Consider the following 25,816-nt stretch of genomic DNA (forward strand, 5'->3'; position numbering starts at 1 on the left):
ATTGTAAGAAGAGAGTCGCCACCACCCTATTGTGGTTTACCACATACCCGTAGCTAAATTGATCTAACGCAACGAATAACTCAAATATGTTAAAAAAAACATCTAGACCGTTGTATTACATACTATTAATCATGCTGCTGATATGGTCTTTACCCGCAATTTCTGCACAGTGGACTATCGGGGTGTTAGCTTTGCGCGGCCCAACGACAACCCAGTCACACTGGCAACCTTTAATCAAAACACTTAATGATTCCATTCCAGATGAACGATTTACTTTACTGCCCTTGAATCTCGATGAGATGCGAGAAGCCATTGCAAATCAAAAAATTGATTTTTTACTGACCAACCCCGCACAATTTATCCAATTAGATAATCGCTATCATTTGCGTTGGTTATTATCGTTACGTTCAGATGTCGAGCCCAATAGCACCACCCGAAATGTTATCGGCAGTTTAATTTTAGTGCGCAAAGACAGTGATATTTCCGAAGTCAAAAATCTGATAGGTAAAAAGGTCGGGGCGATTTCCCCTGATGCTTTTGGTGGGTATTTATTAGGTTATAAAATCTTACGTGATATGGGGTATGATGCCGCTAAAGACTTTCAAATGCAGTTTTTAGGTTTCCCGGCTGACGCCTTGTTATACGCACTACGAGATGGTTCATTAGCCGCAGCTATTATTCCTGTTTGTTTATTGGAAAATATGGACAGTGAAGGATTAATCGATAAAAACCAATTTCGCCCATTAATTCAACACCCGAGTTCCCTCTCTTGTTTAACGAGCACACAGCTATACCCAAACTGGTCTTTTGCCGCACTCAGCGATGTCCCCGACAATTTAGTCGATAAAGTGACAAAAACGCTACTCTCCACAGATAAAACCAACATGCGTTGGGGAGCTCCGGCCTCTGTCACCCAAGTGGAAATGTTGCTGCGTGACGTTAACCAACACCCTCAACAGCGGCAAATTTGGCAAGATATCGTCAGTTGGACCATTCAAAACCAAATTACCATCGGCTTTGTGGCACTGTTTTTTGTATTACTCGGTGTAAATCATGTGTGGATTGCTTTTTTAGTCAGGCGAAAAAGCCGCCAGCTGGAAGTGGCTCACAACCGCTTACGCGAACAAGAAGCCAACTTACAAAAAGCACAAAGATTAAATATCTTAGGTGAAATGGCCTCGGGTTTTGCTCATGAGCTAAACCAACCCTTGTCCGCTATTCGCCACTATGCCCAGGGGTGTATTTTACGCCTGACAAAAGAATCTGATAGCCATCCATTAATTAGCGCATTGACTAAAATCGATGATCAAGCTCAAAGAGGCGCTGATATCATCCGTAATCTACGCTTATGGGCTGGAAAGCCAGGACATACCCCAGATGTGGCATTAAGCCCACAATCGGTAAAGCAAGCCATTAACCATATTTGGCAATTGCTACGTGCGGATCAACACTATCCTAATGCTAAACTGATTATTCCTGAAACGCAGGATGTCACACTGACATTGCCTGATACGCTATTAGAACAATTATTATCTAATTTAGTTAGCAACAGTTTACAAGCTGGCGCAACCGTCCTGAACTTTAGTTTTCATTTTGCACAAGGCCGCTTTCTTCTTGTTTTACAAGATGATGCAGGTGGAATGCAGTTTGAACAACTGGAACAAGGGATCACCCCTTTTGCGACAACAAAAAAAGAAGGTTTGGGGTTAGGTTTGGTGATCTGCCAGCGGTTAATTCAAAGCCAAGGGGGAGACATTCGTATTGAAAACGATCTGACCGACGATGGGGTAAAGGGGTTAAGAGTCACATTGATTTTCAACTACCCTGATAGTTTGAAGAATTAAATATCTTTTGCCACACAATAGATAACATTCATATTAACTATATGTGACAATAGCCTTATTGAAATAATCAATATTCACCAAATAAAGCACTTTATTTTGTCACCTTCTACACGAAGAGGTATAAATATATGCCAGTTATTCACCTAGTGGATGATGACACCGATGTTACTGATGCTTGTCAATTTTTACTCGAAGCACTAGGCTATACTGCAACGGTTTGGAATGACAGTGAACAATTCATTCAACAGGCAGAAATTCACCAAGAAGGTGTCGTGTTATTGGATATGCGAATGCCGAAACTGGATGGCCGGCAAGTTCATCAATATCTTAGGGAGCAGCACAGTACCTTAGCGGTGATATTTTTGTCTGGTCATGGTGATATTCCAATGGCAGTCGAACAGGTTAAGCTAGGTGCAGTGGATTTTCTGCAAAAACCCATCGACAGCCAACTATTAGCCAAAACCCTTGACCAAGCTCGCAGACAAACCACAAAAGCCACTGAATGTTATTTGATTAAACAACGTTATGAGACACTCACCCCACGCGAAAAAGATATTTGTGGGTATGTATTACAAGGTCTGATCAACCGTGAGATCGCTGAGGCAGCTTGTGTTTCTGTACGTACCGTAGAGGTTCACCGTTCTCGTGTCATGGAAAAAATGGCAGTTCGTAACATTGCTGAGCTAATGAGTACTATGCAAGCAATTAACGCTTTTAATGAATGATTTGCTATCATTTGAATACACTTTTTTTATTCATAACTAAAATATTTGGATACTAATGATACTTGCACCAAAATTTCAAAAAAAACTTCTCCACCCTCGTTACTGGCTAACGTGGCTAGGTATTGGTGTGTTATATCTCCTGGTTTTATTACCTTATCCTGTCATTTATTGGATGGGAACGCGCTTAGGGTTATTTTCTAAGCATTTGTTGAAAAAACGTGTACAGATTGCTGATCGTAACTTGCAATTGTGTTTCCCCGACATGAGTTTACAAGAAAGACAGACTTGCATTGATAAAAACTTTGAGTCTGTCGGCATGGGGTTATTTGAAACAGGAATGGCTTGGTTCTGGCCTGACTGGCGTGTTCGTCGTTGGGTGAAGGTCATTGGAGAAGAAAATGCCATAGCAGCACGGAAAACAGGCCGTGGGATTATCGTCCTTGGCGTGCATTTTTTGACATTAGAAATCGGGGCTCGTGCCTTTGGCATGCTAAACCCTGGTATTGGTGTATACCGCGCTAACGATAATGCCCTGCTAGATTGGTTACAAACTCGTGGCCGTTTGCGTTCCAATAAATACATGCTTGATCGCAAAGATATGAAAGGGATGGTGCGCAATTTAAAAAATGGGGAAATTCTTTGGTATGCCCCAGACCATGATTATGGCCCTCGTAATAGTACATTTGCGCCTTTGTTTGCCGTAAAAAATGCAGCAACGACAAATGGTTCGCAAATTATTTTGCGCCTTGCTTCTCCTTTAGTCATCCCTTTTACCCCAAGGCGCTTACCTAATGGCAAAGGCTATGAATTAATCATTCAACCTGCCATTGACGATTTCCCAATTGACGATAATGTAGCGACGGCAACCATGATGAACCAAATTATCGAAAAAGAAATTCTTAGAGCGCCAGAACAGTATATGTGGCTGCATCGCCGTTTTAAAACGCGCCCTGACGGGGAACCTTCGTTATATGGGGACTTGGATAGAATCCATCATTAATGTTTAACAACGACTTAGAACAAGAAATAACAAAATTTGTTTCTAAATGAAGCCAACAACGCTGTAGGGCTGAATATGACGGGAATATGCGCCACTTTGCTTTGTTTTCCCTAAATAGTCAGTCCTACAGTTAGGCGGCAAAATGAAGATATCCCGAGGAGCATACACAAGTATGTGACTCGGGTAGCTGAATGAAGCCAACAACGCTGTAGGGCTGAATATGACCGAAAATATGCGCCACTTTGCTCAGTTTTCCCTAAATAGTCAGTCCTACAGTTAGGCGGCAAAATGAAGATATCCCGAGGAACATATACAAGTATGCAACTTGGGTAGCTAAATGAAGCCAACAACGCTGTAGAGCTGAATATGACCGGAATATGCGCCACTTTGCTCTGTTTTCCCTAAATAGTCAGTCCTACAGTTAGGCGGCAAAATGAAGATATCCCGAGGAGCATACACAAGTATGTGACTCGGGTAGCTGAATGAAGCCAACAACGCTGTAGAGCTGAATATGACCGGAAATATGCGCCACTTTGCTCTGTTTTCCCTAAATAGTCAGTCCTACAGTTAGGCGGCAAAATGAAGATATCCCGAGGAGCATACACAAGTATGTGACTCGGGTAGCTGAATGAAGCCAACAACGCTGTAGGGCTGAATATGACGGGAAAAACGGAATATTGGAAACGTAACCTATACGTCGTGTGGTTCGGCTGTTTTTTAACAGGAGCCGCCTTTAGCCTAATCATGCCTTTTCTCCCCCTCTATATTGAAGCGCTCGGCGTTACAGACCATGCCTCTTTAAACCTATGGACAGGGGCTGTATTTAGTATTACCTTCCTATTTTCCGCTATTGCCGCGCCATTTTGGGGGCGATTATCCGACCGTAAGGGCCGTAAACTCATGCTGCTTCGTTCTGCATTAGGAATGGCTATTGTGATGGTGCTTATTGGTTTTGCACAAAATATTTGGCAATTATTAGCCTTAAGAGCCATATTAGGTCTATTAGGTGGCTTTGTTCCGAATGCTAACGCGCTCATTGCCACTCAAATACCCGTAAAAAAAAGCGGTTGGGCAATGGGTGTTTTAGCGACCGGAGCCGTCAGCGGTGCGCTTATTGGTCCTCTCATTGGGGGGTTACTTGCGGATCAATATGGCCTGCGCCCTGTATTTTTTATTACTGCGTCCGTACTGTTTATCTGCTTTTTCGTTACCTTATTTTATGTGCGCGAACGCTTTACCCCCGTTTCACGCAAAGATGCATTATCCAGTAAGCAAGTATTTGCCTCACTACGTAATAAAAACTTAGTGATTAGCTTATTTTTCACCACAATGATAATTCAAGCTGCTATGGGTTCAATCAACCCCGTGATCACCCTCTATGTTCGTGATCTCTCTGATTCTTTAGAAAACCTTGCCTTTGTCAGTGGTATAATCGCCTCTATACCCGGTATTGCCGCCTTAATCAGCGCCCCAATGCTAGGTAAACTCAGTGACCGAATTGGCCCTGAAAAAGTGTTACTCACCGTTCTCGGCGCATCCATTTTTGTTTTGTTTCCTATGGGGTTAATCAGCAGTTATTGGGAATTGGGTTTCCTGCGTTTTTTACTTGGCGCATTGAATGCAGCCCTATTGCCTGCGGTTCAAACTTTGATTATTTATAATATTTCACATCAAGTGACGGGGCGAATTTTTAGCTATAACCAAGCGCTACGAGATGTCGGAAATGTGACGGGGCCATTAATGGGCTCATTCGTGGCTGCCACCTATGGGTTTAGAGCCGTATTTTTCTTTACGGCTACATTAGTTCTCTTCAATCTTATCTATTCATGGTTAGTTATCAGGCGACAATCTGATGGTTTGCGTGCCTCACCCAATGACCAATAATGATACTGCTATTTTTTATACAAAAACCTGAATCTTTATGGGCTTTATTAATCAGAACAGTAAAAAAACAAAAATAAAACAGTTAACCAATTGTTTTGTAACAACTCAATGAGTTCAAAACGCTTTCTTTTATTGTCAACTAAAATCCTGTATCTTCCCCTAGCTTGTCGTGAGAAATGAGAGTTATATCGACTTTTCACCTTAAAACTTGGCCTTTTACAATAAATTCATTCTGTATATAGGCAATTCTATAATAATGTATGTTAAAAATATGTTTCGTACACTAATGAAAACATATCAATAACAATTGACACTTGAGCGCTCGCCTTGGTGTTCTATATCATGCACAACCTCTCAAGAGAGCATTTATGGGAGTTCACAGATGAATAATTCTGCGACTAAAACAAAAACTTTTTTTGGGCATCCATACCCATTGAGTTCACTTTTCCTCACTGAGATGTGGGAACGTTTCTCGTTTTACGGCGTTCGCCCGCTACTCATCTTATTTATGAGTGCGGCACTATTACAAGGTGGGATGGACTTACCTATTGAACAAGCTTCCGCTATCGTGGGTATTTTCGCAGGTGGTGTTTATATCACCTCATTGCCCGGTGGATGGTTAGCTGACAACTGGTTAGGCCAACGTCGTGCTGTATGGTATGGCTCGTTGATCATTGCGTTAGGACACTTATCTATCGCCATGTCAGCCTTTTGGACGAATACGTTCTTCTTTGTCGGTTTATTACTGATTGTATTAGGTACAGGTCTGTTTAAAACCTGTATCACGGTGATGGTAGGTACACTCTATAAGAAAGAAGACACACGCCGTGATGGTGGTTTCTCTCTGTTCTATATGGGGATTAACATGGGTTCCTTCATCGCCCCATTAATCATTGGCCCATTACACGAAAAATACGGTTGGCACTTAGGTTTTGGTCTTGGTGGCTTGGGTATGTTAGTTGCTCTGCTAATCTTCCGTTTTTATGCCATTCCACAAATGCGACGCTATGATAAAGAAGTTGGCTTAGATTCCACATGGAACCGCCCAACAGTTGAACGTAAAAACGTCGGTAAATGGGTGACGGTTGCAATGGTATTGCTGGCTGTGCTGGTTGTATTAATCGATAATGGCACCATTCCATTTAATGCCTCCATGATTGCGAAGAGTTCCGCTTATGTTATCGCGACATGTGTGGGTATTTACTTCTTATTTATGTTCTTCTTTGCAGGGTTAAACAGCAGTGAGCGTTCTCGCTTATTAGCCTGTTTAATTCTCCTGATTGCAGCCGCTTTTTTCTGGTCAGCCTTTGAACAAAAACCGACCTCATTTAATATTTTTGCTCGCGACTACACCGATCGCCAATGGGGTAATTTTGAAATCCCAACCATTTGGTTCCAATCCATCAACGCCTTGTTCATTATTTTGTTAGCGCCAGTATTTAGCTGGTTCTGGCCATCACTAGCAAAACGTAATATGAACCCAAGCAGTATGACCAAGTTCGTTATTGGTATTTTATTTGCTGCGGGTGGCTTTGCCATCATGATGGTTGCAGCAAACCAAGTATTGGCAACGCAAAGCGGTGTGTCTCCATTTTGGTTAGTGGGCAGTATCTTGCTGCTAACATTGGGTGAGTTATGTTTAAGCCCAATTGGCTTAGCGACAATGACCTTGCTGGCTCCACAAAAAATGCGTGGTCAAGTCATGGGCTTATGGTTCTGTGCGAGCGCTCTGGGTAACCTTGCTGCGGGCATTATGGGTGGGAACATCCGTAAGGACCAACTCGACTCAATGCCTGATTTGTTCTCCCATGTTTCAATTGCTTTGGTGATCTGCGCCGTTGTCTTAGCAGCCCTGATTATCCCTGTGCGAAACATGCTAAAAAATGCGGATAAAAACGAGGCAAAAGCTTAATTTTCCGTGACAATACTAACCGCTCGGTTACGACTGGGCGGTTCTTTTCCCTTAATTAGTTTTCTATTAATACCCCCATTATTTTTTTATAAATAGTCGTTATACTGCCTATCGTTCTTTCTTTTATTATGTAGATTATCTCGATTAGGTAAATCATTAATGAGCCTCTCACTCCCCACTTATTATGTTGATGCATTCACTGATACCTTGTTTCAAGGCAACCCCGCAGCAGTCGTGCTACTTGAAAACTGGCTACCTGACGAGCAACTGATTGCTATCGCAGCTGAAATTAATTTGTCAGAAACGGCCTTTCTTGTCGACTCGCATATCCGCTGGTTTACCCCAAAGCTTGAAGTGAAGCTATGTGGTCATGCCACACTCGCGGCCGCTTTTGTCCTTAATCATGTTTTAAAAAGAAACATTCAGCCACTGCGATTTGATTCCCTTTCAGGTGAGTTAGTTGTCACACAAAGTGCACTGGGATTTACTCTCGATTTTCCGATCCTCGATTCTACACTCAGCCAACCTAGTGAATACCCACAGTTAGCGGAAATTCTCGGTGTCAAAATCAAAGAACTATGGATAGCAAAAGACCGTTATCTGTGTTTTCTGGAAAACGCTCAGCAAGTGCTAAATTGCCAACCTGATATGTTATTGCTTTCGCAGCTTCCTCTACCTGGTCTCACTATTACAGCGAAAAGCTCTGATGATAATTGTGATTTTGTTTCCCGCTATTTTGCGCCGGCCAAAGGTATCAATGAAGACCCTGTGACTGGCACATCACACTGCGCGATCGCACCTATTTGGGCTAATCGATTACAAAAAAGCCATTTACTGGGTCATCAACTATCATCTAGAGGAGGGAAAGTGCATTGTGAGGTCATGACTGACAGAGTGAAATTGACAGGTAACGCCACGTTATTTTTAACGGGGAGCATCCATATTTCATAAAAACAATCTCATTTAATGAAACTTAAAGTTTCGAGTTAAACACCAAACCCCACCATTTTGTGCTGGTATGAGTGATATCAATTACCAGCACACCACGCATCCTTATGACAAATAAACAAATAATTTTTAACTTTTCATTAAAAATTTTAATTCAACCTTAAATTAGTTTACAATTACAACCATTGCGAAATATATAATTACAATTATAAGCATTACTCATTGAAGCTTTGGTCAGCAAGTAATTATTTGTTCAATATAAGGAACTCAATAAAATGGCTATTACTAGAAGAAAATTTCTTATCGGTGGTACTGTGGTCGCGGTTGCTGCTGGTGCTGGAATTTTAACTCCAATGTTAACTCGTGAAGGTAGATTTGTGCCCGGGAAACCTCGACATGGCTTTGTTGAAGGAACCGAAGGCGCTCTACCACAGCAAGCTGACGTAGTTGTTATTGGTGCTGGAATTCTGGGGCTTATGACGGCAATTAACCTCACTGAGCGTGGCTTGAATGTCGTCATCGTCGAAAAAGGAAATATTGCAGGTGAACAATCATCACGCTTCTATGGCCAAGTTATCACGTATAAAATGCCAGATGAAACCTTCTTGCTGCACCACTTAGGTAAACAACGCTGGAGAGACATGAACGCCAAAGTGGGCGTAGATACCAGTTACCGTACACAAGGTCGGGTTGAAGTCCCTCTGGATGAAGAAGATTTAGTCAATGTAAGAGAGTGGATTGATAGCAGAAGTAAAAATGTCGGCTCAGACATCCCATTCAAAACACGTATCATTGAAGGCGCTGAATTGAACCAACGTCTAAAAGGTGCTCAATCTAAGTGGACAATCGCAGGCTTTGAAGAAGACTCTGGTAGCTTAGATGCCGAAATAGCCACCTTTGTGATGGCCGATTACGCGAAAAAAATCGGCGTTAAAATTTACACCAATTGTGCCGCACGTGGTTTAGAAACCCAAGCTGGCGTGATTTCAGATGTCGTCACAGAAAAAGGTGCCATCAAAACATCACGAGTGGTCGTTGCTGGGGGCGTATGGTCTAGACTGTTCATGCAAAACTTAGGGGTCGATGTCCCAACGTTACCGGCTTACCAGTCTCAACAGTTAATCAGCGGGTCACCAACTGCACCGGGTGGCAACGTGGCTTTGCCGGGCAATATTTTCTTCCGTGAACAAGCAGACGGTACCTACGCAACCTCTCCTCGCGTGATTGTGGCACCTGTTGTTAAAGATTCCTTCGTTTACGGCTATAAATATATCCCACTGTTATCAATGCCTGATTTCCCTGTTCATATTTCATTAAATGAACAACTAATCAATTCATTCACAGAGCCAACTAGCTGGAGATTAGACGAAGTTTCTCCATTTGAAAAACATAGAAATATGACCGCATTACCTGACTTGCCTGAACTGAATGCGTCATTTGAGAAATTAAAAACTGAATTCCCAGCCTTTAAAGATTCAAAATTAATTGACCAATGGAGCGGTGCAATGGCTATCGCCCCAGATGAGCACCCTATTATTTCTCAAGTCAATGAATACCCAGGACTAGTTATCAATACTGCAACAGGTTGGGGAATGACAGAAAGCCCAGTTTCTTCTGAACTGACGGCTGACCTGTTATTAGGCAAAGAACCTGCATTGAATGTTAAACCATTTAGCTTATACAGATTCAGTTAATCTTTCGCTATAAAAAGCACACACAAAAACCCTTCATATTGGAGGGTTTTTTATTGCCTATTGCTCTGCGATTGCTTAATATTCGAAACTTAAATCAAATGGAGTGATTATGAATAAATTAATATTAGCCATGGCGCTGACACTGGTAAGCACTGTCGCATTCGGCGAAAAAAGTTATACCGTTGAGCAATTAGAGGGAATGATTGCTAATAGCAATAAACCACAGATTGCCATGCCCGTTTTAGATGGAACAATTGCAAAAGATGATTTTCCCACCTGCAAGTCAGGATTAATCGAATGGCTCAACGGCGTTGAAACATACCCTATTACAGTGGAAAAAGATATTCACGGTGAAAATTATTCAGCCACTATTTGGGCTGAATCTAAAGCCTTTTTAGTCTCTTGTGTTAAAAGTGGGGACAGCGCGAAAGCCATTCGTATGAGTGCTGAGTATCTAGATAACTAATCCTCTATCTCATCATCATAATTCACAAGCTCATTGTTTAAACTTTGAGCTATCTATATTTTCCCTATTATTTGATTATTGCAGTCATTTTCATACAAAATCCCCCGCCGAAACGATTCACTTCACATTTATTGCTGAATTAATTTGAGATGAGTATACACTTAGCTTTTAACATTTTTAACACACTAAGTAACAATTGTAAGGCTGAATCATGAGTTCCATTGCAGACGATGTCATCGCACAAAAAATTGAACAATCTATTTCTCGCGTCTCTAAAGTCGTATTCCCAACGACCACTAATCATCATAGCACTCTATTTGGGGGAACAGCGCTAGCATGGATGGACGAGGTGTCCTTCATTACTGCCACTCGATTTAGTCGCAAGCGCCTAGTTACCGTTTCAACAGAAAAAATCAATTTCACTCACCCTATTCCATCAGGCACCATTGTTGAATTGATCGGCAAAGTGATCAGAGTAGGAAGAACCAGCCTAACAGTTAATGTCTCCATTTTTTTAGAAGATATGTACTCAGAAGGGCGTGAAGAAGTGATCCACGGTCAATTTAATTTTGTTGCTATCGATGATAATGGTAAACCGACCCCGCTATTTGAGTCTTAAAGCACCCTTCCCTTAAAAATAAGGCATAAATGGATTGTTTTGGTGTATGCCTTATTTCTTGTGGTATTTATATCATGACTTGTGTGTAATTTGATTTTTTTGAATTTGTAATTTTATGAAATAATTTGCTAATTATTATATTTAACTGTTAATGAGTAATTATTTTTCATGTATTTATATTCCATTCATATCACATGGTTAGCATGCTAGTTGAATATATCTATTCATTTATTTTAAATTTTATTAATACCTTGTTACAACAAACACATAGCGTTACCAAAAGACGCTCACACACTCACCCTTAAAAGTTGTAATTTAAGCTGGATATTGATATTTTTTAGTTATAGACGTAAAGTGTGTTATGGATATTATCCAAAAAAATGGCTATAAACGTCTTGAAGACAATGTATTACATTAACCATAGTAATATTATTTTTAATTATGTAAGAATGTTCACAACATTGAAGGTAAACCAAAGCAATAACAGACGCTCTGGTTGATATCATTTATTTAATAATAGAAATAAAACGCCGCGAAAATAAGATATAACATCATGCTTAGAATCCTATCAATTATTTTTTTATTGACTTTTTCCATAAACCTTAGTCATGCCGCTGTTCCAAAAGAAACTCTCAAACGCATTGAACAAGAGGCACAAAAAGGGGATATAAAAGCACAAGTACTACTGGGTATCGGTTACTACCTTGGCAATGAGGTTAAACAAGACTATGGTAAGGCCAAGAAATGGTTAACCATGGCTTCTAATAAAGGAAACTCTGACGCCCAACTCTTTTTAGGTGATATGTATTTAAACGGAAATGGCGTGGAAGCAAATCTTGAGACTGCAATGGATTTATTTGAAAAATCAGCCAACAAAGGGAATGTTGAAGCCCAAAATTATATGGGGCAGTTTTATTATCAAGGTATTGGTGTAAAACAAAACTATATCACTGCCTTTGAGTGGTTTAAAAAATCGGCTGATAAAAAATTTCCGCCAGCACAATACCAAGTTGGCAACATGCTAAAAAATGGTGAAGGCACTGAAATTAATGAAAAATCTGCAACAGTTTATTTAGCTCAAGCCTGTAAAGCTGGGATTAAAGACGCCTGTACTAAATAACCCTTCTTCATGCCTGACACCTTAACAATAAAATGTGTGTCAGGCTTCTTTATTTTTCCAAACAGAATGATTGTGTCACTCAGAACCTCGGCTGACGTTTAGTCTTAAAGGCCAAGCTTATTTTTTCAATACGAGTCAAATTTGCTAGGTAGAAGGACATTTTGGCGATTAAGAAAAAGCCAAAAATGGTGAGATACAAAGTAATAACCCAGTAAAGATAATGAGGTAAATGGAAATTCCTTTATATTTATGTAACATAGGTACTTTATAGACTAAGTAAGCAGGTATAAGGCAGCCAACCATACCGAATATAGGGCTACAGATTGAGGTAAAACTAAGTATAGGTGCATTTAAGACAATTGCTCCCCAAGCAAGCAATATAGCAAAGATAATAATGCTATTTTGCACCCACTTATGATTGATTTTTTCAGCAGGCATCATGCGTTGAAGCATATTTATTATAATTCCTTGAGCTGCTTCACGAAAACCTAAATAAACACCAAAAAAAGCCGTCATTACTGCAAAGATATTGAGCATTAAGCTGACAATAGTTACCCATCCTCCAGGGAAGTATTTTGCCGCAATCGCAAGCGCTGAAATATTTTGCTCATAAGCTTTTATAGCTTCATCATGCCCCAAAGCTAATGTGAATGAAATTGCATAGAAAAAGACAGTACAAAATAGTATGGCAAAAGCGATATTCATCGCTCGTAAAGCTTTATAGCGTGCGATATCTCGGTTTTTATTGCGACTACGGTAGGAAATAACCATAGGGCTTAGTGTTTGAATGAATAAAATAGAAGTTAAAGTAAAAGGGAGAGTAATAATAGCTTCTTTTATCAAACGTCCCATAGGAGGTAATGCACCTATATTGTGTAACTGCCACATACCTATCATAGATAGCCCTAATGCCGCGACAACAAATAACTTAGTTAGCACCATGAAACTTGATATTTTAAAGAGTACTTGTTCGCCGCGAGATGAGATAGCTACTAAAATACAAATCAATATTAATCCGTAAAATGGATTTTTCGAAAGCAATACATCAGTTACACCAAAAGTTTGTAAATAAGACGCACTATCGTTAGTAATAGCAGTGGAATAAACAAACAACCAGATCACAAGCATCACAAAATAAAGAATACCAAGTAAAACCCCCCAGTTTTTCCCTAAATAACCAGCAATTACACTTGGATAATCCTTACATTCCGGTGATTCCGCTAATGTATTAATGAATAAGCGTTGAAACATGTACATAGCAGGGTAACCAATGATTGAGCTAAGCAAAAAGACCCATAAGCCCATTAAGCCAACTTGAACCGGCAAAAAAACAATACCTGCACCGATAGCCATACCTACACTCATAATAACCCATCCCACATCGTTCCCATCAAATTTTATTGCTGCAATCCATTCTTCTTGTGTCATACCTGCACGGCGAGCATTAGTACATGCAACGGTATTACTTTGCTCTTCTTTATTAATAGTTGTTATTTTCATTTTTTTTCTCATTTACTTATCAATTAAAGACTGATTTAAGTTTGAGCTGCAACGTCAAATCATCTTTCTTAGCTCTATAAACACTTTCTAAGATTATTTAAATTACAATCACTTAACGAAGTCTACTGTTCAGCTCCTTCTGGCTGTGTTGTAGATCTATTCCTTTCGGGAAACAGAGTTTTAAATTAAGTTATTTAAACATTATAAAAAGTATGACCTTATTATTTCTAAATCATAAGAAAGAATGCGGAGAAAAATTTTGCTATAAATAGAGGTTAACAAGAAAAATATAGAAAAAAATTATCTAAAAAGATGGATATTAGGAATTTCGTTAAAAATAAATATAGAAATATAAAATGGTACAATAATTGATGTGAAAGGTTTAATAATTTATTGAATAATAAAATAATGATGAATATTCGAAACATTTACAATATTATAACATTTAGTGAAGTTGGTATGTAATTTTATGTTGCAAATCACAATATAAGCAATAATACTTATATAGCGTAATTGGTTATACTGTATATTTTCGTTATTATGTTAAAAACAGAATTATAAACTACCTTTACACCGCACTCAGCCAATATTTCCTGAATCTCAAGGTAACTGATGCCGTACTTGCAGTACCAACGTACCGCTCACAGGCATGAGAATGCCTGTGAAATGACGACCTTTAAATGCATTCATGAGGTAAGCTTACGTAGCGGACTAATTAGCTTAGCATAATAGGTCATTCAAACTTTGCAACAGAGCCCAAAATGTTTCTATTTGAAATCATTCGCTAGCATAGTTTTACCTAAAGAGATAATCGACATTGTGAGTGTTTCTCAATTAAGCGCTTCTATGCAAGAAACCTGTTTTATGGTGGTTAGTTATAGCGCATTAAAACGGTTACACTACCTTTATGTAATCCAGGCTCGATTTTCTCACCGCTCGCGATAAGCTTAGAGCCTAATAAAATTGAATTTCTGCCTTTTCTTGCACTCAATGTGGTCCCTTCAATCGTTAATTTTTTACCGTCAATCGTCAATTGAGACTTTAACCCTGTTCCCATATTAATAAGATCATCAGTCGTTCCTGATGCAAGCGAAAAACTCACTACAGCACTCCCCCCAGTACACTGGAGTTCTATTGGTTTTATAATTTCTGGTTGATTGCTAATCTTGCTAACCTCAATCGTATTATGCTCAATGTTTACATCCCCAGAGGTAACAGAGCACGACACATTTAATGGCGGAGCATATCCACATACTGTTCCAGGAACTAAATTAAGCATACGATCATTCACATGCCCATAAACCATATTGAAACAGGCATCATCAGGGTACTGGTAATAAGGTATCCTCATAGACCAATCCTTATAGTAAGTAAAAAATGCTCTACGAAGATCTCTAAGTGTTGAAAAACCATTACCCCAAGATATCGCGTAAACTCTGCCTTGCTGCATTAACCATTGCGTATTACATAATTGACCAGGGGCTGCTGGACATACCCCAATGACACACTCACCCCAACAAACATTTTCTTTAGCGGCAGGGTCATTTAATGGGATTTCTGCCCAATCAACAGTCCCCGTAATGGTCCACCTAGGAGTATAACCGGGTCTCGGTTCGTCCCCAGTCCGACTAAATACCGTAACTATGGGATCTGCAGTGGTGGTAATTGGATAATAAACACTTCCCATGACGATAAGACACATGGCTAATCGAATACATTTACTTTTCATAATATCTACTCATTAATATTATCACCCTTATTTTATCAAAGGGTAAATATTTTTATATAAAATAAAAGGTCATCAATAATGTCAAAAACATAATTTAATATATAATTATTTATTGATATCCTAAGTTGATAATAACAGTGGATGTAAATTCACCACCTTGTTTAATCGCACTTGCATTACCAATGATAGGCATAACACTTAGCTTAGGTGGTGACTTATAATTAAATTTAATAATATCACTTAAACCTATTTTTTTATCATCCACATTAAGTTGTAATCCTAAATTATCTTCACTGGTTTTTAATAGCCTGTTATTAAAATTAGCAGATGCTCCTGTAAAACTAATTTCTAACGCAGGGTTGTCATTCGCCCCTCCCGAGCAATTGACTTTATACGGTATATTTTTAATATAGTTATCACCATTAACGTTACTGACAATAATATCATTAAAATCGATGTTTATATCGCGATTATCACCTTCAGTCGAGGCTATATTGCATGTTGTGACCATAATCGTTGCACTAATATTAACGGTAAAACTATTAGTTGCATAGCTTAAAGAATAAGTAGACAATAAAAACAAAGTAGAATATATGGTGTATTTTAAAAAAAACATGTAGTCTCCTATTAATCAGTCAGATAAATTCAAGAGTGTTTATTCGCCCCATTATTTATTAACTGATATTATTTTTATTCTTCAGATAAGCGTTTATATTCAAAACTGTAATCTTTTGAATATAAATTCATTCAAATTCCACCTGATAATACAATGTCGCCGTAAATGGGCCCGGAACAATCCCATCATTTGCTAGCGCCTCCGATGTAATTTGTAAATAGGCATACAATGGTATATGCATCGTGCCCATTTCTAACGGTTTTTGGGGTAAAGCATTACCAATCACTACACGCTCTCGTGTGTCGGTCACACCTATTACTGCACCTTTTGCTTCACTGCTAGCATCCAACGCCAAATATCCATCTGGCGTCACACTTCCTGTTGCCCCTTTTAGCCTGATACTGACTGTATTCGCCACAGTTGGGTCACAATCTTTTAACGCCAAGGAAAAAGGTTTCGCCACTGTCTTTCCATGCAAATATAGTTCTTTATCTATAATGGTGCCCATATCGACGAGGGTTGGGGCACTTTCATCAACTCTACAAGCGAGATTTATCAACGTACCATCATAAGTGACTGTATTCACATTATCGCTCCATGCTGTTCCACTCGATAATGTATAAAATAGCCACACCACTATGTACAAACGTAATTTTGTCATATCGCCTTCTTATGGATAATTTAATGCCAGTGTTGCGGAGGCCGTAAATCGCCCCGGCGTTAACGTAATTCCAGGATTCTTCACTGGGACTGCGTACAACGAAATCTGGCGCTCTCCATTCGAAGACATTGTGAGTGTGTAGGGCGTATTTAATTTGACGACTTGACCATTATTTACTTGATACAGACGAACACCCAATCCAACTTTATCCGTTTGTAGTGCTTGCTGATCAAACTCACTCGTCGCCCCGTTATACTCTATTTTAATCGGTATGTTAGAACCAAGGGTTACATCACACGATACGTTGAGTATCCAATTCTTCCGAAAATGCTGCCCATCAATACGTTGGATTGCAATCTCATCAAACCCAACTCGAATCGGTGCCCCTTTACCTCCATCGCCATACACCTCACATGGAGGAAAATCTAGCAATCGTCCTTGTAGTATCATGTTCACTTGATTATCCGCTAACACGAGTTGACTCCAAACACCTAACCCACAAGTAAAGATAATCCGCATGACAACTACAGACACTGACTGACATTTAATTTTCTCTTTCATTTTGGGTGTCTCATTGTACTGAAATCCTTTGAGTCAAAATGATTTATCGATAAACAACAGTTAATGTGGCTGTCGCAGAAAAATCGCCCGCTTCAACAATGACGCCCTCTGCATTATTCCGAATTGGGACGACCTCCATTTCAGTTTGCTCGCCAGCATTCATTCCTGCATAATTCCCTATACGGGTCACTAATCCATTATTATTGAGAAACATAATTCCCACATTCGGGTTTGTGGTTGAAACCAAGCGATTATCAAAGCTAGCCCCTTGTGGCGAACTAAGGTAAACAGCAACTCCTGTACTATCCGGTGCATCACATACCAATTTGTATGGCACTGATTTTCTATATGCACGACCCGATGTGTTCGTGCTCATGTTACGAATAACAATATCGTCAAATTCAATACCGATAGAATTACTCCCCGTCGTTGAGGTTAGCTCACAGGGGGGGTTAACAATGAGTCGTCCGTTAATATTTATATCCACAGCATTGCTTGCTGCGGCAGGCATGGTAAGCCATGCGAAAATTAAACCACTCCACCACAAAAGCTTAGTTATCAAAGTACTCATTTCTTTGCCTCGTCGAGTTTCTTTCGCAACAGTAAAAAATGCCATGATTTCTTACACTATCTGTTCATTCATAATCAGCGACAAGCGTTGCCGTAGCTGAAAACGCTCCCGTTCTGACCGCATTAGCAGCTACACTCGAATTACGAATAGGAACCACATAAAATGTAAAAGGGGTTCCCACTAAGACTCTCGCACGCCTTGTGGTTGTATTGTTCGGTATGAACGTTCCTCGACCTAAATTAATAAACTGCACACCAATATTTGGATTATCCGTTGCTAAAAACTCACTGTTAAATGCAGCAGCAGCCCCTTGTAAACCAATGCGTACTGCTGTCCCATCTTCAGCATCACACTCCAACTTAATTGGTAGAGGGGTCTGATACATTGCAGTAGTAGCGGAAGTATTGGCTGCTTGAGTTATTATATTCCGGATAACAATATCGTTAAAATCAATACTAATAGAATCTCCCCCGCCTGTTGACGTAATATCACACGGTGGATTTAATATTAAATTTCCTTTAATATTAATGCTCACAGTATTCGCAGCTAAAACGGATGAGCTGAAAAAGAAACTTATCCCCATAAAAAAACCACTGGCAACGCCGATTGATGTCTTCTTCATAACTACCTATTTCCCTTAGTCATAACTCAATTGAAAGCCGATCACTGCATAAAAGGCACCCGGTAAAAATGGGCCTGTAATCCTCACAGGAGTAACCGTATATATCAAAGCAGATTGTCCAACCGCCAAGAGCCTAGGGACACTGTATTGCCCTAATGGTAGGATATCGCCTCTCTCATCTTTAATTTCCAACCCAACACCTGAAATACCTTGTAGCGCAACATATCGTTGACTCGCATCTCTATTCACTGCCATAAATTGTACTGATACAGCTGGTTGGCTTTTACTCCAAGGGATTTGCCCTGTTTGTCTATCCATTCGGGCATTTGCAACAGCCAAACAATCTGTGAGCTCCAATTGAAAGGAAACAGCTCGGCCTTTTGCACCTAATGTTGGAAAATCCCCCCTTGTAACCGTACCTAAATCGAGAGTTTGATCGGTACTGTGCATCGCCAATCGACAAGGGCTGTCGGTTAACATTCCTTTCACCCGTAAAATCCCATGTTGTCCATCCACCGCCCAGCTATCCATAGCGCGATACCCTATGGCTTGGGGTGTCGCATGAGTAACAACAGCCACACTCAACAAAGGCAATAGACTACTGATATATAACAGTAGCTTTTTGAATGTTATTGATATTCCCATTCCCTCTCCTACTGATAATAGGCTATAGTTTTTGCTGGTTCACTTTACAAACAGTTCCTTGGCAAGCGAAGGTCAATTCTGGTCGGCCACCATAATCATTAATCGTAATTAATGTCGGGCTATTCCCCAATTGAGCGCTGCTCACACCTAGACCCTCTTGACTAAATGGGGCTACCATGACCGGATTAAAATTATTGGGGTCATTCTTTAAGGTCGGAGAGAAGGCATTAATCACCGTCACATAATATGGTGTCGGGTTTTTAACTATCGCGTTAGTGCCAGATTTATCTAACGTTAATTTCTGAATAGCAGGTTCACTCTTATCGGTAGGGATAATAGCTTTAGGCCGATAAAACAGTTTCACTCGCGTCTGTAAGGCAACCTGCAGTACGTTCGGCTTATCACTTTTTGGTGGAATTTCCCGTAAGTTAAAATAAAACAAACTTTCCCTATCTTGAGGTAATGAGCTTGCCGCAGGTAATGCTTCAATTTTTATTTGGCTCGACTTTCCCGCTTCTAAACGTTGAACTGGAGGTAAAACGACTAAAGGTCCGTTTATTTTTTTTGAATCTGCATTTTCAAGCCAACCTTGGGCTAAATATGGCAATTCTTGATTATTGTTACCAATATTTAATGTCATTGAAGTTTTATCTCCTTCAAAAACAATTCTCGTCCTGTCCATGGTGATCCCTGCGCTTGCCAAATGGCTGACTAGCAAGCCTCCTAAGACTAACCCTCTGAATGCTGTGATTGTTAAACTCATAATTTATTACCTTTTCTCTTCATTTTGATGTACTACACCGAAGGAGCCTACAGAGCGTTCGGTATCTATTGCTAAAGGCTGACACGGTAACAGTGTGGCTTCCGTAAAACTCATCAGTTTAGTGGGGAACTGTATACGACAACGGTTTTCGCTGCCCCACGTGACGGCCATTTCTTCATTTGGGATTATTCCACTGAGATAAGTATTGCCCTCATCCGCCACGATACCCGTATTTTTCCCTTTGGAATTCGTGACCTGAGCGCCAAATGGAGGGAAACTTCCATCAGGCAAACGAATAACCACCATAGCCTTTTCCCCTGAAAGCACATTAAAACGACGGTATCCTACCGCCCCCTCAGTTAGCGTCGCTTGCACCACTGACTGCTCGGCATCGACATTGCGCGGTAGATTGTTTAAATCAATCTGCACATTATTTCGGTAATAACTACCCATGTCTGCCACCACCGCTTTACCAAACCCATTGCTGGTCACTGGTGCACCAACCCCGCGAATCGGGACCTTAGCCACCCCATCAGTGTCAAGTAATAGCCGTGTTCCTCCAGCTTGATTGACACGGTGCAGAGCCCCCCCTTTTGGGGTTAATGTCATACCGCCATTGGCACTGAACCCCACGCCACGATAATCATTAGAGGAATAGCTGGCATTACCCGATACCCATGCACTATCACCTTGATAGGAAATAAAACCACTGCCAGTCATACCTTGAGGGTTTTCACCTGCACTGACGGTATAAGATAGCCGGTCATTCACTGTATTGTAGTAAGACGCTCGATTACTCATGCCACCACGGCGAGCATCCATAGAATAACTCACGCTACTGCCAGCATTTCCCCAAGGCATCGACAGCGATAAATAGGCACTGTCATCATTGACACCTTGGTTAACTTGACGGTTTAATGACAGCGAGGCAGAAATATTTTTAAATCGGCCCCAATCAAAATATTTTGAAATCATCAAGTTGTAGTAGTTATTCTCCGGTCTGTCCCAATACGTTTGGTGGTTATAACTGAGGTACATAGACAATCCGGTATCGACAAAATTTTTGTTAAATGACAGGGTATACAACTCTTTGCTGCCGCCATAATGCACGCCGGTTTTCTTGGCGGTTAAAAAGTCACTCATACTCATAAAATCCCGTTCAGAAAAACGGTAACCGGCAAACGTTATTTGGCTGTTATATTCTTCAAAGTTTTTCGAATAGCTCAGGCGATAAGACCCACCAGTCAAGCGTTCATTTCTGGGTAAACGGGCCACCGATTGGGTAACATCGACCGACAACGCTCCTAACGCCAGTAAATCACGCCCCAATCCGACGGACAAAGCTTGGTAGTGCTCACTGCCGAGTAACCCACCAAACAGCGACCACCCATTACGAACCCCCCAAGAAAACTCGCCGGATGCAAAGTTTTCCCCTTCGCTGTGGCGATCTTCATCTGTGGGTTGACCCATCGCCAACTTATATTGCACTTGACCAGGGCGCGTTAAAAATGGCAGGTTTGCGGTATCAACATCAAACTGCTGTGTTGTGCCATCTTGCTCGGTGACCGTGACATTCAACGTTCCACTGAGCGCATCGGATAAATCTTGGATACGAAATGGACCTTGTGCCACTTGGGTTTCATAAATCACTCGCCCTTGCTGGCGAACCGTGACCGTCGCGTTCGTTTTCGCGGTCCCCACGACTTCGGGCGCATAGCCCCGTAAGTTAGGGGGCATCATATTTAAGTCTGTTCGTATCGAGGCCCCAATGAAACGGAACGAATCAAAAATTGCAGAATCAAAATAATCCTCCCCAAGGGTTAATTTAGCCTATAGGGCAGTTAATGCGCGGTAAGCATAAAATCGATTCCAGGTCATGTCTGTATTTGAGTTGCTGTTCTTGCCAGTGACTCGAACCGATTGCGCTTGCCAGTCCCCACGGAAACGCCATACCCCCAGATTCACACCTGTAGTACCATTTCCGGTCAATGAATAAGTTTTTTGGTCACTTTTTTTCGGGTCGTTAATGCTGCCATTGATACTGTAATCAAACATCAAAGCAGGTAACCCATCATCCCAGCGAGACGGAGGATCCCAATCAGGGGAGCTGTACTCCAAATACGCCTGAGGCACATTCACTAACAGTGACGATGTTGCCAAGTCACCCGTCGCTGAGAGCCCCGCTAAGCTCGATAACACCAAACATTCCCCGTTTGATGTCCATGTCAGCTGCTTTTGTGCGGCCGACGTTAAACCCCATTGCGCCACTACCCTGGGAGATAGGCAGACGATACTGCCCGTTTCGCTTGTCGTATCCTCTTCAAAGAGCACACTTTCTTCACCCAGTGACTGTTGATTCATTTTAATTGTCAGTAAATAGCGGCCTGGCATCATGTGACCAGCCTGCGAGAATTGGTCTAAATCAATATTTTTTCTGTCTTCCACATCCAGGACATCCATGTTGAACTGCACGCTTTTCGACCAAGACGGAAGTGCGACACCGCTTATCAAAGCAGCAATAACCATTGGCAATAACCGATAACGCCGATGGGGATGAGAATGAAAACACATAAAAAAATCCTTATTTATGTTCGATACCGGACTAAAAATGGATGCCTTGTAACTAGTTGTTATTATTAGTAATAATTTAATTTAAACCGAATAATGCTTTGAAAACTACCCGGCGTATACGGAGAGTGATTACTGACAACTCTAAGTCCATACTTCAGCTGATGGTCTCCGGGATGTAAAAGCCCGATTTGCAGTGGCTGGCCCGGTGAGACTACCTGTCCGTGTTCATCATCTAAACGCAAAGCGACACCCGTTGCCGTTCCAAAAATGGAAAAGCCATACGGTTCAGAGGGGCCATCAAAGGTCATCGCAAACTTTTGTGGTACTAAGCCAAATGAGGAATTCAACCGACAGTCTATCACTCGGATGACAAACGGATACCGAGGTCCCTCTCCCCACTGCTTTAGCGTAGCCAATGGCACAGTATCAAATTCAATGGTTTGATCTAACGAATCCATTGCTATTGCACACGGGGTTTCTAAGATACTCCCCCCCATGTGTACTTCACCTCGAAAGTGGTTTTCAGCTCCGGATAACATCGCTGAAAATGCTAAACTCCCCCCTATGATTTGATAAACTGGCTTCATTGCACGCTCCTGATACCTCAAATATCTGTGGCCTAAAAAATAGGCCACATACCTAGTGCAACTTAGTTGTAAGACAAGATAAAGTTTGTGGTTGCATCGAATTGACCTGGAGTGACTGTGGTCCCTCTGATACCTTGTAATGCAGCTTGGAAACGCAGTGTATTGTCACCTGAAACAAAGTTTTGCGTGGTTGTGCTGTTGATTAAGACTGGTGTACCGGCTGGTGTCATCAATTTAACTCCCGCGCCTTGACCTTCACCAGTAATTCTCAACAAACCTGTGTTGGTCGAACCATTGACCCATTCAGTCCCTGTGAAACGAATGGAAACAGTATTGTCATATTTTATATCGACGGCCTCACCTTCCTCATTAGTGCCTTTATATGTTGCATTCAACGTACAACCTTCCAATTTAATCCCAAAAGGTTGAGCAGAAGACATTCCACCATTTTCAAGCGTGACGTTAGAAATTTGTCCTAATGGAATTTCTTGGCTTTGATCCCCCGGAGCAATCGAGCATGGCGCAGTAATAATTGAGCCACTAAATTTTACTTGACCTGTACCTGCATCAGCAGCAAAAACGGATTGACTCACTGCGCCAAGTACAAATGTAGCAAGTATTAATTTTTTCATATATTCCTCAAACTTCATTTAAATCATTAATAAAAAATACCCCTTAATATCAGTTCAGAGTGAAATTAAGGTAGCAAGTGTGAAAAAATAAAAAATTTTATTTTTCCTTTAAGTTAACCATTCAATTTTAAATGATTAATAAAAGTAGCTGTTAGAGTCAAATTAAAATAATGAATATCGCATTCACTAATAAATTAAAAAATTACACCCCATTAAAATAGAATTTTATTTTTTATCATCATTATCAAAAACTTCAACATAAAAAATTTTACATAAAAAATCCCGCCAACTAACATCTAACACTTTGAATATGGCATTTAACGTCTCAATATTTAAGCTAGTATTTCCATTTTCATATCTAGATATTTGTTGTTGGCTAACATTAATTAATCGACCAAGCTGAAATCCGCTTAATGATTTATTTAAACGTGATTTACGAATAAAAAAACCAATATTTTTTCGTATGATTTTATCATGTTGATATCTATTATCATCCCTCATAACTCACCAATACTAGTTGTTAAAAATTCGTACAGTAATTTATAGTTATTACCATAAAACTGAAGTAAGAATAAAATAATTGTCATATACAATATAAATAGAAATAAGTAAAAACACTATTATGGAGTGAACAATAGAGCTCTTTACTCAACCTGTAAATATGTTTTTACCAATCAATACACAAAAAACAATAGGTTCAACCTATCAAAAACAAGGTTAGTTTACACAAAAAATGATTAAAATAAGTAAAAATACATAGAATTCAAAAAATTAAAAATAAAAAATAAAAAATAAAATAAAGATTTAATTATTCACCTAGTGGCTAAAATATAAAAAGAGATAATTTTTACATTATATACTAGAGGTTACTTTCATTTTGTTACAAATTGAAATTTGTAGTAGTACTATAAAAAATAAAATTAATGATAGTAGTTCTATTATTATTGATAATAAGATTTTGTTATTAACATCCGATGAACTAATTTAGGGTCGGTAATAAGTGAATGGTCTATAATACATTAAGATTATTTACATTTTTTAATATAGATTGGATTACCTATCAAAAGTATAGTTAATTGATTATCTATTATAATTAGGCTCTATTGCAAAGTTTGAATGACCTATTATGCTAGGCTAATTAATCCGCTACGTAAGCTTACCTCATGAATATAATTAAAGGACATCACTTCACAGGCATTATCATCCGGTGACCAGTACGTTGGTACTGCAAGTACGGTATCCGTTATCGAGAACTTCAGGATATGTTGGCTGAGCATTTTACTATGTTCAGCCCTTTGATGAAATTCTAGTGAAGCGAGCTTTTGACCTATAATCTACTTAGAGTCCAAAAACTCAAATTCATTTCTTTATTTACAACAGTGCCGTATTTAATTAATGACATTAATTAAATACTAATTTTTGAAGGTTTGAATACCTATATCTTTTAAGCTTTCTTTTAGTACGGCCAACATTAATATTTGCTCAATTTTTTGTGTGATAAGAAATCGAGCTTCAACTTTACGACTGTAGGCTTATGCTTCTAATACGGTGGTAACACTTCACATCCTTTTCTGATGATGCTGTGAATAGGCCAAAGGTGCGCCACGGTTCGCTGCACGCCATGCCATTACAGTTTTGTCGATAACGGTATCGTGGTCGGCTTCATTCCCCACGCACCCAACCACCAGCGCTGCTTTCAGCAGGTCGCGAAACTTCTGTTCGGCCTTACGTTCCTCGTACTTAGCCAGTGATTTGAACAGCGCAATGTGGTAGATATGATCTGACCGCACGGCATGCGAATAAATGTCGTGCTCCAGGTGCTCAGGGGTAACCGCATCCAGACATAGGTAAGGTAAACGTGAATCGTCTTCCTGAATAGCCACCAATTCAGTAGACACGAACTAATCTTTCTTTATACCGTTTTTCATACTCTACAGGCGACTGTTGATTATTGGAACCGTGCCTGCGTTTAACGTTGTAGAACATTTCGATATACTCAAAAATATCCATTCGTGCTTCTGTAAGCACACCCGTTTCAGTTCCACACACTTTTTGAGATTTCGTTATTTTCAGCTAATAACCGGTATTCTTCCGGTGTCAGATTATTCAGGGATTCATGCGGACGCTCCCGGTTATATTCCCTCAG

Annotated in this window: 23 protein-coding genes and 5 pseudogenes; 11 read left to right on the forward strand and 17 right to left on the reverse strand. The window is 40.1% G+C overall.

All coding sequences use genetic code 11. The annotated features are described in order from the left end of the window. The first annotated feature begins 86 nt into the window (after positions 1-86). From ttrS to ACLPIE_RS18880, 10 genes are all read left to right on the forward strand, one after another. Complete coding sequence (ttrS, locus tag ACLPIE_RS18835) at positions 87-1,844, forward strand: tetrathionate respiration histidine kinase TtrS (RefSeq protein WP_430263247.1); 1,758 nt, start codon at positions 87-89, stop codon at positions 1,842-1,844. 128 nt (positions 1,845-1,972) lie between these two features. Beyond that, positions 1,973-2,569 (forward strand): tetrathionate respiration response regulator TtrR, encoded by a 597-nt coding sequence (gene ttrR / locus ACLPIE_RS18840; RefSeq protein WP_430263248.1) that lies wholly within the window; start codon positions 1,973-1,975, stop codon positions 2,567-2,569. 55 nt (positions 2,570-2,624) lie between these two features. After that, complete coding sequence (locus ACLPIE_RS18845; RefSeq protein ID WP_430263249.1) at positions 2,625-3,569, forward strand: Kdo(2)-lipid IV(A) acyltransferase; 945 nt, start codon at positions 2,625-2,627, stop codon at positions 3,567-3,569. Positions 3,570-4,226: 657 nt separating this feature from the next. After that, a complete protein-coding gene (mdtG, locus tag ACLPIE_RS18850) occupies positions 4,227-5,453 on the forward strand; it encodes a multidrug efflux MFS transporter MdtG (RefSeq protein ID WP_430263250.1) in 1,227 nt (408 codons plus the stop codon). Positions 5,454-5,835: 382 nt separating this feature from the next. Then, positions 5,836-7,365 carry a peptide MFS transporter gene (locus ACLPIE_RS18855; RefSeq protein WP_430263251.1) on the forward strand — a complete coding sequence of 510 codons (1,530 nt, stop codon included), beginning with the start codon at positions 5,836-5,838 and terminating at the stop codon, positions 7,363-7,365. 159 nt (positions 7,366-7,524) lie between these two features. Next, entirely contained in the window at positions 7,525-8,316 is a 792-nt protein-coding gene (locus ACLPIE_RS18860; RefSeq protein WP_430263252.1) for a PhzF family phenazine biosynthesis protein, read from the forward strand. 272 nt (positions 8,317-8,588) lie between these two features. Continuing rightward, positions 8,589-10,007 carry an NAD(P)/FAD-dependent oxidoreductase gene (locus ACLPIE_RS18865; protein ID WP_430263253.1) on the forward strand — a complete coding sequence of 473 codons (1,419 nt, stop codon included), beginning with the start codon at positions 8,589-8,591 and terminating at the stop codon, positions 10,005-10,007. A 109-nt stretch (positions 10,008-10,116) separates the two neighbouring features. Further along, entirely contained in the window at positions 10,117-10,473 is a 357-nt protein-coding gene (locus ACLPIE_RS18870) for a hypothetical protein (RefSeq protein ID WP_430263254.1), read from the forward strand. Between the two features lie 211 nt (positions 10,474-10,684). Then, a complete protein-coding gene (locus ACLPIE_RS18875; RefSeq protein ID WP_430263255.1) occupies positions 10,685-11,092 on the forward strand; it encodes an acyl-CoA thioesterase in 408 nt (135 codons plus the stop codon). A 553-nt stretch (positions 11,093-11,645) separates the two neighbouring features. Further along, positions 11,646-12,212, forward strand: coding sequence for a tetratricopeptide repeat protein (locus tag ACLPIE_RS18880; RefSeq protein ID WP_430263257.1), 567 nt, complete (start codon positions 11,646-11,648; stop codon positions 12,210-12,212). 168 nt (positions 12,213-12,380) lie between these two features. Here ACLPIE_RS18880 and ACLPIE_RS18885 read toward each other — a convergent pair whose 3' ends face one another. From ACLPIE_RS18885 to ACLPIE_RS18945, 13 genes and pseudogenes are all read right to left on the reverse strand, one after another. Further along, positions 12,381-13,712 carry an SLC5/6 family protein gene (locus tag ACLPIE_RS18885; protein ID WP_430263259.1) on the reverse strand — a complete coding sequence of 444 codons (1,332 nt, stop codon included), beginning with the start codon at positions 13,710-13,712 and terminating at the stop codon, positions 12,381-12,383. Between the two features lie 871 nt (positions 13,713-14,583). Further along, positions 14,584-15,441 (reverse strand): MrpH family fimbial adhesin, encoded by an 858-nt coding sequence (locus ACLPIE_RS18890; RefSeq protein WP_430263260.1) that lies wholly within the window; start codon positions 15,439-15,441, stop codon positions 14,584-14,586. A 109-nt stretch (positions 15,442-15,550) separates the two neighbouring features. Further along, a complete protein-coding gene (locus ACLPIE_RS18895) occupies positions 15,551-16,057 on the reverse strand; it encodes a fimbrial protein (protein WP_430263262.1) in 507 nt (168 codons plus the stop codon). 127 nt (positions 16,058-16,184) lie between these two features. Next, complete coding sequence (locus ACLPIE_RS18900; RefSeq protein WP_430263263.1) at positions 16,185-16,718, reverse strand: fimbrial protein; 534 nt, start codon at positions 16,716-16,718, stop codon at positions 16,185-16,187. 9 nt (positions 16,719-16,727) lie between these two features. Continuing rightward, positions 16,728-17,279 (reverse strand): fimbrial protein, encoded by a 552-nt coding sequence (locus tag ACLPIE_RS18905; RefSeq protein WP_430263264.1) that lies wholly within the window; start codon positions 17,277-17,279, stop codon positions 16,728-16,730. Positions 17,280-17,322: 43 nt separating this feature from the next. Then, positions 17,323-17,895, reverse strand: a complete 573-nt coding sequence (locus ACLPIE_RS18910; RefSeq protein ID WP_430263265.1) for a fimbrial protein — start codon at positions 17,893-17,895, stop codon at positions 17,323-17,325. A 19-nt stretch (positions 17,896-17,914) separates the two neighbouring features. Beyond that, the gene (locus tag ACLPIE_RS18915) at positions 17,915-18,472 is read right to left on the reverse strand and encodes a fimbrial protein (protein ID WP_430263266.1); all 558 of its coding nucleotides are present in this window, start codon (positions 18,470-18,472) and stop codon (positions 17,915-17,917) included. Between the two features lie 15 nt (positions 18,473-18,487). Beyond that, positions 18,488-19,117 carry a fimbrial protein gene (locus ACLPIE_RS18920; RefSeq protein WP_430263268.1) on the reverse strand — a complete coding sequence of 210 codons (630 nt, stop codon included), beginning with the start codon at positions 19,115-19,117 and terminating at the stop codon, positions 18,488-18,490. Between the two features lie 22 nt (positions 19,118-19,139). After that, on the reverse strand, positions 19,140-19,880 hold the full coding sequence (locus ACLPIE_RS18925) for a fimbria/pilus periplasmic chaperone (RefSeq protein WP_430263269.1): 741 nt from the start codon (positions 19,878-19,880) through the stop codon (positions 19,140-19,142). A gap of 6 nt (positions 19,881-19,886) precedes the next feature. Beyond that, positions 19,887-22,451, reverse strand: a pseudogene (locus ACLPIE_RS18930) (outer membrane usher protein). Between the two features lie 65 nt (positions 22,452-22,516). After that, a complete protein-coding gene (locus ACLPIE_RS18935; protein WP_430263270.1) occupies positions 22,517-23,038 on the reverse strand; it encodes a fimbrial protein in 522 nt (173 codons plus the stop codon). Between the two features lie 62 nt (positions 23,039-23,100). Further along, on the reverse strand, positions 23,101-23,670 hold the full coding sequence (locus ACLPIE_RS18940; RefSeq protein ID WP_430263271.1) for a fimbrial protein: 570 nt from the start codon (positions 23,668-23,670) through the stop codon (positions 23,101-23,103). 225 nt (positions 23,671-23,895) lie between these two features. Next, positions 23,896-24,171 carry a helix-turn-helix domain-containing protein gene (locus ACLPIE_RS18945; protein ID WP_430263273.1) on the reverse strand — a complete coding sequence of 92 codons (276 nt, stop codon included), beginning with the start codon at positions 24,169-24,171 and terminating at the stop codon, positions 23,896-23,898. 662 nt (positions 24,172-24,833) lie between these two features. On the opposite strand from ACLPIE_RS18945, the pseudogene ACLPIE_RS18950 reads away from it, so the two are divergent. Further along, positions 24,834-24,944 (forward strand): annotated as a pseudogene (locus ACLPIE_RS18950) (IS6 family transposase); the annotation flags it as partial. A gap of 144 nt (positions 24,945-25,088) precedes the next feature. Here ACLPIE_RS18950 and ACLPIE_RS18955 read toward each other — a convergent pair. From ACLPIE_RS18955 to ACLPIE_RS18970, 4 genes and pseudogenes are all read right to left on the reverse strand, one after another. Next, a pseudogene (locus ACLPIE_RS18955) lies at positions 25,089-25,229 on the reverse strand (chromosome partitioning protein ParA); the annotation flags it as partial. Continuing rightward, positions 25,230-25,568, reverse strand: coding sequence for a hypothetical protein (locus ACLPIE_RS18960; RefSeq protein WP_430263274.1), 339 nt, complete (start codon positions 25,566-25,568; stop codon positions 25,230-25,232). Further along, positions 25,558-25,689 (reverse strand): annotated as a pseudogene (locus ACLPIE_RS18965) (IS3 family transposase); the annotation flags it as partial. The pseudogene ACLPIE_RS18965 and the gene ACLPIE_RS18960, both read right to left, overlap by 11 nt. A 16-nt stretch (positions 25,690-25,705) precedes the next feature. Beyond that, a pseudogene (locus ACLPIE_RS18970) lies at positions 25,706-25,816 on the reverse strand (integrase); the annotation flags it as partial.

It is taken from the genome of Providencia sp. Me31A (assembly GCF_050487165.1).
Classification (GTDB): domain Bacteria; phylum Pseudomonadota; class Gammaproteobacteria; order Enterobacterales; family Enterobacteriaceae; genus Providencia.